Source organism: Micromonospora sp. L32, assembly GCF_052068055.1.
Classification (GTDB): domain Bacteria; phylum Actinomycetota; class Actinomycetes; order Mycobacteriales; family Micromonosporaceae; genus Micromonospora; species Micromonospora purpureochromogenes.
In genome coordinates, this window is sequence record NZ_JBQHDD010000004.1 from 578,259 (window position 1) to 591,188 (window position 12,930).

The 12,930-nt window shown below is 73.6% G+C and carries 13 protein-coding genes; 3 read left to right on the top strand and 10 right to left on the bottom strand.

Annotation, left to right across the window (positions count from 1 at the left end; genetic code table 11):
* Window positions 1-78: 78 nt before the first annotated feature.
* A complete protein-coding gene (locus tag ACTMTB_RS14615; RefSeq protein ID WP_441145948.1) occupies window positions 79-2,487 on the bottom strand; it encodes a ComEC/Rec2 family competence protein in 2,409 nt (802 codons plus the stop codon).
* Between the two features lie 98 nt (window positions 2,488-2,585).
* Entirely contained in the window at window positions 2,586-3,536 is a 951-nt protein-coding gene (locus ACTMTB_RS14620) for a helix-hairpin-helix domain-containing protein (RefSeq protein ID WP_441145831.1), read from the bottom strand.
* A 322-nt stretch (window positions 3,537-3,858) separates the two neighbouring features.
* On the opposite strand from ACTMTB_RS14620, the gene ACTMTB_RS14625 reads away from it, so the two are divergent.
* Entirely contained in the window at window positions 3,859-4,341 is a 483-nt protein-coding gene (locus ACTMTB_RS14625; protein WP_441145833.1) for a hypothetical protein, read from the top strand.
* A 263-nt stretch (window positions 4,342-4,604) separates the two neighbouring features.
* On the top strand, window positions 4,605-5,141 hold the full coding sequence (locus ACTMTB_RS14630) for a hypothetical protein (RefSeq protein ID WP_441145835.1): 537 nt from the start codon (window positions 4,605-4,607) through the stop codon (window positions 5,139-5,141).
* Window positions 5,142-5,331: 190 nt separating this feature from the next.
* Here the strand turns inward: ACTMTB_RS14630 and ACTMTB_RS14635 are convergent, their stop codons facing one another.
* Together ACTMTB_RS14635 and ACTMTB_RS14640 are read right to left on the bottom strand one after the other, a co-directional pair.
* A complete protein-coding gene (locus ACTMTB_RS14635; protein ID WP_441145837.1) occupies window positions 5,332-5,526 on the bottom strand; it encodes a DUF397 domain-containing protein in 195 nt (64 codons plus the stop codon).
* Window positions 5,523-6,290, bottom strand: a complete 768-nt coding sequence (locus ACTMTB_RS14640; protein ID WP_441145839.1) for a DUF5753 domain-containing protein — start codon at window positions 6,288-6,290, stop codon at window positions 5,523-5,525. The genes ACTMTB_RS14635 and ACTMTB_RS14640 overlap by 4 nt, the downstream gene beginning before the upstream one ends.
* 192 nt (window positions 6,291-6,482) lie before the next feature.
* On the opposite strand from ACTMTB_RS14640, the gene ACTMTB_RS14645 reads away from it, so the two are divergent.
* Window positions 6,483-6,851 carry a hypothetical protein gene (locus tag ACTMTB_RS14645; RefSeq protein ID WP_441145841.1) on the top strand — a complete coding sequence of 123 codons (369 nt, stop codon included), beginning with the start codon at window positions 6,483-6,485 and terminating at the stop codon, window positions 6,849-6,851.
* A gap of 54 nt (window positions 6,852-6,905) precedes the next feature.
* On the opposite strand, the gene ACTMTB_RS14650 is transcribed toward ACTMTB_RS14645, so the two are convergent.
* The 6 genes from ACTMTB_RS14650 to pepN form a co-directional block, all read right to left on the bottom strand.
* Window positions 6,906-7,667: an SDR family NAD(P)-dependent oxidoreductase gene (locus tag ACTMTB_RS14650; protein WP_441145843.1), complete on the bottom strand. Its 762-nt coding sequence runs from the start codon at window positions 7,665-7,667 to the stop codon at window positions 6,906-6,908.
* Window positions 7,668-7,684: 17 nt separating this feature from the next.
* Window positions 7,685-8,533 carry a DegV family protein gene (locus ACTMTB_RS14655; protein ID WP_441145845.1) on the bottom strand — a complete coding sequence of 283 codons (849 nt, stop codon included), beginning with the start codon at window positions 8,531-8,533 and terminating at the stop codon, window positions 7,685-7,687.
* A 60-nt stretch (window positions 8,534-8,593) separates the two neighbouring features.
* Window positions 8,594-9,223 carry a histidine phosphatase family protein gene (locus ACTMTB_RS14660; protein ID WP_441145847.1) on the bottom strand — a complete coding sequence of 210 codons (630 nt, stop codon included), beginning with the start codon at window positions 9,221-9,223 and terminating at the stop codon, window positions 8,594-8,596.
* Complete coding sequence (gene rsfS, locus ACTMTB_RS14665) at window positions 9,220-9,630, bottom strand: ribosome silencing factor (protein WP_441145849.1); 411 nt, start codon at window positions 9,628-9,630, stop codon at window positions 9,220-9,222. Before rsfS ends, ACTMTB_RS14660 begins: the two co-directional genes overlap by 4 nt.
* A gap of 110 nt (window positions 9,631-9,740) precedes the next feature.
* Window positions 9,741-10,337, bottom strand: a complete 597-nt coding sequence (nadD, locus tag ACTMTB_RS14670; protein ID WP_088960764.1) for a nicotinate-nucleotide adenylyltransferase — start codon at window positions 10,335-10,337, stop codon at window positions 9,741-9,743.
* A gap of 71 nt (window positions 10,338-10,408) precedes the next feature.
* The gene (gene pepN / locus ACTMTB_RS14675; RefSeq protein ID WP_441145851.1) at window positions 10,409-12,925 is read right to left on the bottom strand and encodes an aminopeptidase N; all 2,517 of its coding nucleotides are present in this window, start codon (window positions 12,923-12,925) and stop codon (window positions 10,409-10,411) included.
* Between the last annotated feature and the right edge of the window lie 5 nt (window positions 12,926-12,930).

The window sequence follows — 12,930 nt, forward strand, 5'->3', positions numbered from 1 at the left end:
TCAGCGCAAATCCAGACATTTACGTTAATGCGGGCCCACCCCCACAATGCGCCTCGATCCGGCGATCCCTCGATGCGGTCACCGTCGTCCCGGCGCGACGCCCCGCGTCACCACCGCCAGTCCGTGCCGGCCGGTCACCACCGCCACGTCCCCGTCCGTGTCGGTACGCAGCACCCGGACGCCACCCCGGGCCAGCCGGGCCAGCACGGTTGGGCTGGGGTGCCCGTAGTCGTTGTCGACACCGACCTCGACCAGCGCGACGGCGGGCCGGACCGCGTCGAGGAACGCCGGATCCTGGTACGCGCTGCCGTGGTGGGCGACCTTGAGCACCTCGGCCCGCAGGCCGTCGGGCGGCACCCGGTCCAGCAGGGCGCGCTGCTCCTCGGTCTCGGCGTCCCCGGCGAGCAGGATGCGCACCCCGGCCACGGTGGCGCGCAGCACCAGGGAGTTGTTGTTCGGGTCGGACCGGGTCCCGTGCAGCGGGTACGGCGGACCCAACGCGACCAGCTCCACATCGCCCGCCCGGTACGACCAGCCGGCCGCAGCGGCTCCGAGTACGGCGGCGCCGGCCGCCGCGCCGGCGACCAGGGCCCGCCCGGCCGCCGGCTCGGCGAGCCCCGGAGTGCGTACCTCGACCACGCGCCGCCCCCGGAAGACCCCGGCGACACCGCCCACGTGGTCGGCGTGGAAGTGGCTCACCACCAGCAGCGTCACCTCCCGTACGCCGAGCCGGCGCAGGCACCCGTCCACGACGGACGGTTCCGGGCCGGCGTCGACCACCACGGCCCGCCCGGCCGCCACTGGCAGCACCAACGCGTCGCCCTGGCCCACCGCGCAGCCGACGATCACCCAGCCGGCCGGCGGCCACCCGCTGGCGAGGATCCGGACGGGCAGGGTCCCGAGGATCACCGCGGCGATACCGACCGCCACCAGCCGGCGCACCACCGGCCGCCGGGTGGCGAGCAGCAGCGCCACGGTCAGACCGGCCAGCAGCAGCGCACCCGGCACCCCGCCGGGCCACGGCAGCGTGCCCGCCGGCAACCGCGCGCCGACCCGGGCGACGGTCACCAGCCACCAGGCCGGCCAGCTCGCCAGCCAGGCGGCGAACTCGGCGCCGGCCGGCCAGATCGGCGAGACGGCGGCGGCCAGCACCCCGAGCACCGTGGCGGGCGCGATAGCGGGCACCACCAGCAGGTTCGCCGGCACCGCGACCAGGCTGACCGTGCCGGAGATGCCGGCCACCACCGGTCCGCAGGCGAGCTGCGCCGCCGCCGGTACGGCCAGCGCCTCGGCCAGCCCCGCCGGTACGCCCCGCCGCCGCAACGCGTCCCGCCACCTCGGCGCCAGCAGCAGCAGCCCGCCGGTGGCCAGCACGGAGAGCGCGAAGCCGGCGTCCCCGGCCAGTTCGGGGTCCACCAAAATCAGGACAGCCACCGCGGCGCTCAGCGCGGGCAGCGCCGCCCGGGGCCGCCCGGCGGCCAGCGCGGCCAGCCCGATCGCCCCCATGGTCGCGGCCCGTACCACGCTCGGCGAGGGACGGACCAGGATCACGAAGCCGACCAGGGCCAGCCCGCAGAGCACGGCCGCCACGCCCGGGCCGGCCCGGGCCCAGCGGACCAGCAGCAGTACCGCACCCACCACGATCGCCACATTGGAGCCGGAGACGGCGTTGAGGTGTGTCATTCCGGTGGCCCGGAAGTCCTCCTCCACGGTGGCCGGCAACTGGCTGGTGTCCCCCACCACCAGCCCAGGAAGCAGGCCGCCCTGGTCGTCCGGGAGCGGGGCGCAGGCCCGTTGCAGGCCAACGCGGAGCGTACCGGCGGCCCGCTGGAGCCACGGCGGTGGACCGTGCGTCACCGGCGGGCCCGGCACGATCAGCACGGCGGCGGTCAGGTCTCCCCCGCGCGGCGGGGTCAGCCGCCCCTCGGCGGTGAGCCGCTGCCCCGGCAGCCGCCCGCGCCAGGCTGAGTCGGTGGCCAGCACCAGTACCCGTACCGGGGCGCTGACCCGCCGGCCGTCGGCAGCGGCGAGGCGGATCAGCTCGGCGGTCACCAGCAGGGTCGCCGGCCGACCGGGAGCGCCCCGGATCGGGCGGGGATCGTCGCGGAGCACCAGCTCGGCGGTGACCCGGACCCGGTCGTCGGCCAGGGCGCGCAGCGGGGCGGCGTCCCGGACGTGCAGGCGGGCGGCGGTGGCGCTGGCGCCGCAGACCACCCCGATCAGCACCGCGACGACGATCCAGCCGTACCGGCGGACGGGCCTGGCCGGACGGCCGAGCACGCCGAGCAGATGGGCGGTGACCAGGACGGCGAGACCGGCGGCGGTGGCGGCGAGCAGCGCCGCCGACGGCGCGGTGAGGTGCAGGCAGGCCAGCGCCGCGAGCCACGCGGCCACCGCCAGGCCGGCGAGCCGCAGGTCCGGCGGCTCGCCGGACGACTCCACCCCGAGGGACGAGCCACCGCCCCGATCCGGCCGACCACCCACCACACCGGACACCGACCCATCGCCACGGACCGGCCCAGCCGCCGCCACCTGGCCGTGCGCAGGTCCACGAATCTGCTTCGCCCCGCCTTCCGCCGTCGGCCTCACACCGTCACCAGGTCCTTGAGCTGCTCGTAGCGGGCGTCGCCGATGCCGTCGACCTGGCGCAGGTCACCGACCGAGCGGAAGCCGCCGTGCTGGTCCCGGTGGGTCAGGATGCGCTGGGCGAGCACCGGACCGACCCCGGGCAGCCCGTCGAGCTGCGCCAACGTCGCGGTGTTGAGGTTGACCAGCCCGCCCGGTACAGCCGGGCCACCGGCGGCCGGGGGCGCGGCGGCGCCGGGCTGGCCGGGCGGCGCGGCGACCCCGACCAGGATCAGCTCCCCGTCGGCCACCTTGCGGGCCGGGTTGAGCAGGGCCACGTCCACACCGGGGAGCGCACCGCCGGCCGCCTGCACCGCGTCGGCCACCCGCGCGCCGGCCGGCACCCGGACCAGGCCGGGGCGGCGTACCTTGCCGGCGACCGCGACGACCAGCTCGCCGGTGCCGGTCGCGGTGGCCTCGGGTGCGGTGGAGACCTCGGGTGCGGACACCGACGCCACCGGGCGGACCGGTTCGGCCTGCGGCCGGGACCGCCAGGCCCAGAAGCCGGCCCCGAGCACCACGAGCACCGCTACGGCGGCGAGCGCCCGCACGCCACGTCGCCCGGGGTCGAAGGCACCCGGCCCGGGCAACCGCGACGCCGGGGCGACGGTGGGAACGTGCTCGTCGGGTAGCGGCACCCCGTAGTCGGCCTCGTCAACGGCCGCCAAGGGAGTCGATGTCGTCGGGGCGGAACGTCGCGGCCGGCCGGACGGAGACGACGCGGCGAGGTCGGCGGACGGGCCGAGCGGGGATGCGGAAGCCGAATCGGCGGCCGGACCGGACTGGGACACCGGAGCCGGTTCGGCGGGTGGCGGGGCGGGCGGGAGGTGCGACGCCTCGCCCCCGGACGGCACCGCCCGGACCAGCCGGAACAGCCGCTGCCGCACCATCGTCTCCTCGTCGTGTGACACGCGGCGAGGCTAGGGAGGAAAGGACCGGCGCCACCGGCCGACGGTCACCACCTGTGGACGAGGCAGAGCCCTGTGGACAACGGCCTGATCATGCGAGGCCGTGCTATGTGAAGCCCGCGGATCAGCAGGCCCCCGGTCGAGGCCCAACACCGCCCGTACCGTCGCCCGGCCGGCATCCGCGCGCCGACCCTGGGCGACGACTAAGGCTGGCGTCAGCGAGTCGACCGCCCGCCGCTACATGCCCAGGAACAAGCCCGAGGTGGCGTCACCATCCGGTGCTCTACCTGCCCAGATCCTGTTGACCGCGTGAGAGGATCTTGCTGTGAGTGAAGACGAGCCGAAGAAGCTCAACCTGACCATTGAGGACTGGTTGGCGATTCGCCACATGCTCACCTGCCCGGAGAGGACCGAGATGGACCCCGTCACCAAGCAAGCCTGGCAGATCATCCAAGCTGCGCCGGCCTTCGGCGCTGCCCTCGTGCGTCGGGTGCGGGACGCCATCTTCCCCGGGCAGCTTGACGTTACGTACGAGGGTCAGACGTGGATCGTGGTGGTGGAGTACCCCGCCGTGCCGGTCGAGCCGTACGAGGAGCCTGACGGCCCGATGCCTGACGAGCGCAGGGGTCGGATGATCAGCGCCACCATCGACGGCACCAGCAGGACGAGAATGACCGCCGAGGTCGTGGCTGACGACAACGCGGTGGCCGAGCGGATCGCCCTCGGTGTCGTCCGATGGCGGGCGCACATTCTCCGGCTGCCCGAGCCCGATCGGGTACACGTCATGGACAACGAGCCCCCAGCGTAGGCGGGATACCCGAAGTGGCACCGCGGGCCCGACTCTCTCCATCACGAGGGGTCGGGCCTTTGCCGTATCCGGCTCTTCTGGCTGGTGAGCACGGCTCACCCGGGGTCCGGCGCCGCCCGTCCCACCTCAACCGGTCCGCCGCAGCAGGACCCGAGCCCCCGCCCAGACGGAATCTGTTGGCGAATCCGTCCCGCCGCCAGCGTCTCTGGCTCCGGACCCGAGTCGATCTACGGTAGCCTCCCGGCATGGGTTCAATCCGGTCGATGGCCAAGCGGCTCGGCCTGTTGTGGATCGTCGCAGTGCTACTCCTTGTTCTGTTTGCGCACGGAGCACGTGCCGAGTATCTGCCGATCGAGGCGCTCACCGCCGGCGTCTGGGCGGCGCTCCTCGGCATGGGCACATTCCTGGCGAACTGGCTGACGAGGTGGGGGCACGCCACAGGTGCCGTCGTGCTGCTGGGCGTCGCGACCCTGGTTGCCTGCGATGTGGCGGTCGTCGTCGACAGTGCGTTGATCTACCACGTGGCCGGTTACTGGACGCTCAACGATGGTGTCGGCCTGCCGTACTCATACGCGCCGCTGTGGTACCCGGCCTCGCTGCTGCCGTCGTCGGTGGACATCTTTGGCGTCGATCGAACGACTATCACCGCAGGCGATTCCGAGTGGCAGACGGAGCACATCGCTCCTGTGGCCGTGGTGCTGACCATCGCATCAGCCGTCTTCATCGCTCCCGTGGTGCGGGCGCTGTTCAGAAGCCGGCAGGCCGGCCCGGAACTTCGGCCTGGACCGGCCAATTCATAACTCTGTCGACGGTCACCCGAGAACCGCCGGGTGTGCCATGCGGGGCGGCGGATCTCCGCGTCGTCGCCCGCGTGAAACTGCCCGCCCCGGCCAATTGAGACCCGGCCCGGAGGTCAGCACACGGGGATCCGGGTAACGCAAAGCCCCGGCACCCATCAGTGGTGGCCGGGGCTCGCCGTCCGCATCCGAGTCAGCCCACAGGGCCGACCGACTTCGCCAGGTTCACGAAGCTCTGCCAGGATGCCGGCCCGAAGCTCAGCGTGCCGCCATCGCGGTCCTTCGTGTCCCGGACGAGGACGACGCCCGGAAGGTTGTCGGCGACCTCGACGCACGCGCCGCCGTTGTTGCCGCTCTTCGTGCTCTTGCGCCACTGCGCGCCGGTCATGTCCATGATGCTGCCGCCTTCTTGATGAGGTCGAGGGACTGGGCCCGAGGTAGAGCCTCACCCACAATGCGCGCCCACCGTCGTTCGAGGGTAGCAATTTCCGGCCCCTGCTCGATGATCTGCGCACGGGCCTGGCCGTCCACATGCGCCACCCGTAGCCCGTCGGGCAGGTCGGCCAGGATGAACGGTCCGCCGAGCCCGGCGTACATGCCGACGTTTCTCGGCACGACGTGGATCTGCACGGAGGGCAGCGTGGCGCACTCGATCAGGTAGCCGAGCTGGTCGGCCATGAGCGCAGCGTCTCCATAGGCTGAGCGGTACAACACCGTCTCGTCGACGACGGCGATGAGCAGGGGCGGGCGCTCACGTCGCAGGACGGCCTGCCGGCTGATGCGCGCGGCGACGAGTTGGTCCACCTCGTCGGCGGTCAGCGCCTCGCCGGCCAGCGTTGCTTGCGCGTAAGCCTGGGTCTGGAACAGGCCGGGCACCCACGCCAACTCGAACCACCGCAGCGCGACCGCCTCGCGCTCGATGTCCGTCCAGGGTCGGAACCATGCCGGCTCACGTCGTTTGAGTACGTCCGGCCAAAGGTCCTCCATCTCGCGCCCAAGGATCGCGGCGACCTGGGCTCGGTGGCGCGTCTGTGGGATCCGTCCCGGGTTCGCCCACTTGGCTGCCGTCTTCGGGTCGACCCCGATCTGAGCAGCGAGGCTGTCAGCCGTCTCGCCCGCCGCCGACATCGCTTCGATGACCGCGTGATTCATCCACAGCCTCCCCGGAACGATCCGAACGTCTGAAAAGGATAGTGCAACGCAGTGTATTCATCCCAACACGAGCGGCAAGGCTGGTCGAAACGGCGTGGTCGGTGGAGGCGAAGCCCGGCGACCGCGTTCGTGGGGGTCGCCTCGGAGGGGATGGCGAGGCGGCCCCGCCCGACCTCGACCGCGGAGAGCGATGTGCCGGAAGAGAAGAAGTCGGGGCGGCCGCCCCACAACCGCATCCCGGAGTCGCGCTGGTCCAGCCGGGCGACGCCGCCGGTCGGATCGCGGCCCGCGCCGACGTTCCGGACCGGCGACCTGCTGCACCTGACCCGCGCCGCGAGCGTGCAGTTCAGCCGACCGATCGTGGTGCGGGTGATCCGCGAGCTGACCGACCGGCATCCGTACCACGGCTGGTCGTGGATCGAGGGTTACGAGCTGAACGCGCGCGGCACGGCGGTGGCGAAGCGGGAGCTGTTCGTGCTGCTGAACGGCGTGCGCTGGCTGTCCAGAGCCCCGGCCAGGCGCGCTGCTCCGCCGGGTCGCGCTGCTCCGCGTGACCGGTGACGGCGGACACTCAGGCGCGGTGCACGACGTCGGCCGGGGCCGGCCCGGCGAGGGTCAGCGGGCCTCCGGGTCCAGCCCCAGCACCGCCCGCCCCCCGTCGACCGGCAGGGTCACCCCGTTCACGAAGGTCGCCGACAGCAGGTACGCCACCGCCTCCGCCACCTCGTCGACGCGACCGGCCCGGCCGACCGGATGCAGCCGGGCCAGCTCCGCCTCAATCCACTCCACCTCGGCGGGCTCCCGTTCGGCCAGGAACGCGGCATGCCGCTCGGTGTGGATCGAGCCGAGCGCGACGGCGTTGGTGCGCACTCCCCGGAGCCCGTACTCCACGGCCAGCGCCCGGGTCAGCCCCTCGACCGCCGCCTTGGCGGTGGCGTACGGCAGGCAGCCCGGCACCGGCCGGCGGGCCTGGTGCGAGGAGACGTTGACGATCGCGCCTCCGGTGCCGGCGGCGAGGAACCGCCGCACCGCCGTCGTCGCGCCGACCAGGGCCGGGCGCACGTTCAGTCCGATGAGGTCCCACACCTGCGCCGGCGGCGCGGAGTGCACCGAGGCGTCCCGGAACACCGCCGCGTTGTTGACCCAGCCGACCAGCGGCGCGGCCCGCTCGGCCAGGTCGGCGGCGTGTGCGGCGACGGCTTCGTCCGCCGCGTCGCCGACCACCGGCACCAGCCGGTCGGCGGCGTGGTGCGCCGGCAGCCACGCCAGGGCGTCCGGGTCCCGCTCGACGACGACCACCGTGCCTCCGGAGTCGAGCAGCCGTTCCGTCACGGCACGGCCGACACCCCGGCCACCGCCGGTCACCACGTAAGACATCGTCCACCCACCCGAGATCAGGGCCGGCGGTGCACGACCACGCTGGCCAGGCCCGGCCCGGCGTGGGCGGCGACCACCGCGCCGGCCTCGGAGACGTACGTGTCGTGCAGCCGGTCGCCGAGCCGCTCGGTGAGCGCTTCGAGGAGCTGTTCGGCTCGCTGCGGCGCGGCGAGGTGGTGCACCCCGAGGTCCACCTCGGCGTCGCCGGCCGCCTCGACCGCCAGGTCGACCAGGCGGGCCACGCCCCGGCTGGCGGTGCGCACCTTGTCCCGGACCACGATCGCGCCGTCCGGCATGTGCATGATCGGCTTGACCGAGAGGGCGGTGCCGAGCAGCGCCTCGGCGGCGTTGATCCGGCCGCCCCGGCGGAGGAACTCCAGCGTGTCGACGTAGAAGTAGATGGTGGTGCGGTCGACGGTGGCCTGGGCGGCCTGCCGTACCTCGGAAAGGTCGGCGCCGGCCGCGGCGGCGGTGGCGGCGGCGAGCACCGGGAAGCCGAGGCCCATGCCGGTGGCGCGGCTGTCGACCACCTCGACCCGGTCGCCCAGCCCGGCGGCGGCCAACCGGGCCGCCTCGACGGTGCCGGAGAGTTCCGCCGACAGGTGCACCGACACCACGCCGTCCGCGCCGGCGTCCAGCAGTTCCCGGTACGTCCGCGCGAACTGCTCCGGGGCCGGGCGGGAGGTGCTGACCGAGACCCGCCGGCCGCCGAGCACCCGGGTGGCGTCGGCGGGGAAGGTCTCGATCCCCTCCAGCCCCTCCGCGCCGTTGAGCACGACGGTCAGGGGCACCACGGTGAGCCGGTGCGCCCGCACCAGCTCGGGCGGGAGGTAGGCGGTGGAGTCGGTGACGACCGCGACGGGCATGCCCGGCACGCTAGCCGATGTCGCGACCGAGTGCCCGGGCCGGATGACCAGGAAGCTGCCTCAGACCGCTTCGCCGGGTGTCGGCCGGGCGATCAGCCCGACATTGTGGGCGCGCAGGTGCCAACCCCGGACGTCGTCGTGGCGCAGCTCGGTCCAGTGGCAGTTGGCCAGGGAGCCGATGGTGCGCAGCACGGTGTGGTCCCAGCCGAGCAGGTGACCGACGCCCTGCCGGGCCGCGCCGCCGTGGGTGGCCACCACGATGGTGCCGCCGGATCCGAGGTCGGCCGCGTCCTGGAGCGCCGACCCGACCCGCTTGCCGAGGTCGTCGAGGGTCTCGATCTCCGCGCCCGGGTCCGGGTCGCCGGCCCGCCAGCGCGCGTACTCCTCGGGGAAGCGGGCAGCGGCGTCGGTGAGGGCCAGTCCCTGCCAGCGGCCGAAGTGGCGCTCGCGCAGCCGGGCGTCGGCGCGTACCGGAAGGCCGGTGAGCGCGGCGAGCGCGGCGGCGGTGGCGGTGGCCCGGCTGAGGTCGGAGGCGACGATGGCGTCCGGACGCAGGGCCGCGAGCAGCGGCGCGGCGGTGCGCGCCTGCTCGTGGCCCAGGTCGTTCAGCGCCACGTCGGTCTGCCCCTGGACGCGGCTGGCGGCGTTCCAGTCGGTGTTTCCGTGCCGCCAGACGATCAGGCGGGTCATTCCGCGCTGGAGGTGCCGGTGGAGGCGTCCGCCTCGACCAGGTCCCGATCCACGAACGGGATCTGGGGGCAGTCCTTCCAGAGCCGGTCGAGGGCGTAGAACTCGCGCTCCTCGGTGTGCTGCACGTGCACGACGATGTCGACGTAGTCGAGCAGCACCCAGCGGCCGCCCCGCTCGCCCTCGCGGCGCACCGGCTTGGCCTTCTCCGGCAGCTCGAGCAGCCGCTCCTCGATGGCGTCGACGATGGCCAGCACCTGACGCTCGTTGGGGGCCGCGGCGAGGACGAACGCGTCGGTGATGGCGAGCTGGTCGCCCACGTCGATGATGACGATGTCCTGCGCCTTCTTGTCGGCCGCGGCCTGGGCGGCGGCCATCGCCAGCTCGTGAGCGCGTTCGGAAACTGTCACCGTTCTCCTTCGATCAACCGTACGACCCTCCAAGCGTCTCATACCCGGGGGCGCGACGACTTGTCAGTTCTGGTCGATTATCCGGACAGACGCTCACATACCAGGGCGGTTCACCGCTGGTAGAGCCGGCGTTTCGCGATGTACTGCACCACACCGTCCGGCAGCAGGTACCAGACCGGCTCCCCCCGGGCCACCCGCTCGCGGCAGTCGGTGGAGGAGATCGCCATCGCCGGGACCTGCACCAGGCTCACCGTGTCGGCGGGCAGGTGCTTGTCGGTGAGCTCGAACCCGGGGCGGGTCACGCCGATGAAGTGGGCCAGCTCGAAGATCTCGTCCAGGTCCTTCCAGGAGAGGATCTTGTCCAGCGCGTCCGCGCCGGTGATGAAGTAGAGCTGCACCTTCGGGCCGTACTCGGCGTGCAGGTCGCGCAGGGTGTCGACGGTGTAGGTGGGGCCACTGCGGTCGATGTCCACCCGGCTGACCTGGAAGCGGGGGTTGGAGGCGGTGGCGATCACCGTCATCAGGTAGCGGTCCTCGGCGGGGCTGACCGGCTCGTCCGCCTTCTGCCACGGCTGACCGGTCGGGACGAAGACCACCTCGTCCAGGCCGAACCGGTCGGCCACCTCGCTCGCCGCCACCAGGTGCCCGTGGTGGATCGGGTCGAAGGTGCCGCCCATGATGCCGATCCGCCGGATGTCTTCCTCCACCCGACGATCGTAGGCCGGGGACGGCCGGCGGCCCGTCGGGGCCGCCGGACCGTCCCAACCTCCGGCTTGACTCAGGCCGACGCGGCGGCCACCGCCGTCCGCGCGACCAGCGCGCGGCGCAGGTCGTCGTCCAGGTCGGTGACCCAGCGGCGCAGCCCGGGCGTCAGGTCGTCGCGGGCCAGCAGCGCCGCGGCCAGCTCCCGGGTGGGCTGCGCCACGGCGTACCGGGGGAACGCCAGGGTGGTCACCCGGTCGGCCGTCCAGGCGGTACGCAGCCGCGCGGCCGCCGGCATGTCGGCGAAGTACCGCTCGACGTACGGCGCCGTCAGCTCGGCCTGCTCGGGCTGCCAGAAGCCCTCGGCGGTCGCCTCGACCAGCCGGTTGGACAGTTCGGTGCTGCTGGTCACGATCTCCCAGGCGACCCGCTTGGCCTCGGCGTCCGGCAGCGCCGCCCGGCAGCACGCGGCCCGTTCCGCCCCGGTGGCGCTGCGGTCGGCGGCCGCCTGCGCGGCGATCTCCGGCTCGCCCGCCGCACCCAGCACCACCAGCCGCAGCAGCAGCGCCCAGCGCAGGTCGGTGTCCACCGCCAGCCCTTCCGGCACCCCGTCCCCGGCCAGCCACCCGGCGAGCAGCCCGGTGTCGGTGCTGGCGGCGATCAGGCCCCGCGCGGCGGCGAGCTGCAACGAGCCGCCGGCCGGCGCCCCGGCGAGCAGCGCGGCGCACGCCCCGGCGACCCGCAGCAGCGCGGCGTCGCGGGCCAGCGGGTCGAGGTAGCGGTCGATCAGGCCGCGGCTCAGCGTGAGCACGTCCTCGGCGATGATCACCTCGGTCTCGGCGGGCAGCGCCGCGGCGATCAGCGCGACCACGGCGGCGACCGGGCGCTCCCCGTCCCGGGCGGCGTCCAGCGCCTCACCCCAGAGCAGCGCCCGGGCGAGCGGGTCAGCCAGCCCCGGCAGCACCAGCGGCACCGCGTCGACGGAGGCGGCGTCGAGGCGGATCTTGGCGAAGGTCAGGTCGCCGTCGTTGGGCAGCAGCAGGCCGGTGGCGGGCTCGCCGATCAGCGCGGTCAGCTCGGTGCGGCCCTTGTCGGTGTCCGGGTCGAGGTCCACCTCGACGCGGCGCACCGTGCCGTCGGGGGCGTACCGGCCCACGCCGACCCGGTGCGGGCGCAGCACGGGGTGGGCGTCCGGGGCGGTCTGCACCAGGGCGGCGTCGACCCAGCGACCGTCGGCGTCCACCGCCGTCTCCATCCGCAGCGTGTTGACCTGGGGGCGGCGCAGCCAGCGCTCCGCCCAGTCGGTGAGGTCCCGGCCGCTGGCCGAGCTGAGGCTGGCCAGCAGGTCGGCCAGGGTGGCGTTGCCGAACCGGTGGGCGGCGAAGTGGGCGTTCAGGCCGGCCAGGAAGGCCTCGTCGCCCAGCCAGGCGACCAGCTGCCGGAGCACGCTGGCGCCCTTGGCGTACGAGATGCCGTCGAAGTTGAGCAGGCCCTGGGCGGCGTCGCGGACCTCCTGCGGAGCCACCGGGTGGGTGGAGGGACGTTGGTCGGCGGTGTACCCCCACGCCTTGCGGCGCATCGCGAAGGTCGTCCAGGCCCGGTCGAAGCGGGTCGCCTCGGCGGTCACCCGGGTGCCCAGGTACTCCGCGAACGACTCGTTGAGCCACAGGTCGTCCCACCACCGCATGGTCACCAGGTCGCCGAACCACATGTGCGCCATCTCGTGGGCGATGGTGGTGGCCCGCAGCTCCCGCTGGGTGTCGGTGACCGCCGACCGGAAGACGTAGTCGTCGCGGAGGGTGACCAGACCCGGGTTCTCCATCGCGCCGGCGTTGAACTCCGGCACGAACGCCTGGTCGTACTTGGCGAACGGATAGCGCTCGGCGAAGAGCTGGTGGAAGCGGTCGAGGCACTGCCGGGTGACGGTGAGGATCTCGTCGATGTCGGCGTCCAGGTGCTCAGCCAGGGAACGCCGGCAGTAGACACCGAGCGGGATGCCGTCGTGCTCGGCGCGGCGCACGTGCCAGGGGCCGGCGATCAGCGAGACGAAGTACGTGGCCAGCGGCGCGGTCGGGGCGAACTCCCAGCGCCCCGGCCAGGGGTTGGCGGCGAGCTGCCCGTTGGCGGCGACCGTCCACTCCGGCGGGGCGGTGACCGACAGGGTCACCGGCGCCTTCAGGTCGGGCTGGTCGAAGGCGGCGAAGAGCCGCTGCACGTCGTCCAGGAAGGACATCGCGTAGAGGTAGGTCTCGCCGTCGGCCGGGTCGACGAAGCGGTGCATCCCCTCGCCGGTGTTCGAGTACGCCATCTCGGCGGTGACCGTCAGCGTGTTCTCCCCGGCCAGCCCGGTCAGCGGCAGCCGGTTGTCGGCCAGCGCCTCCGGGTCGAGGTCCCGGTCGTTGAGGCGCGCCCCGAGCAGTCGGGCGGGTTTGACCTCGACGAAGGTGTCGGCTCCGGGGGTGGCCCGGAACCGGATGGTGGCGGTGGAGCGGAACCGCTCGCCGCCGCCGGTCAGGTCGAGGTCCACGTCGTAGGACTCGACGGTGATCAGCGCGCGACGCGCGGTCGCCTCTACACGGGTCAGGCTCGGCATCCGCT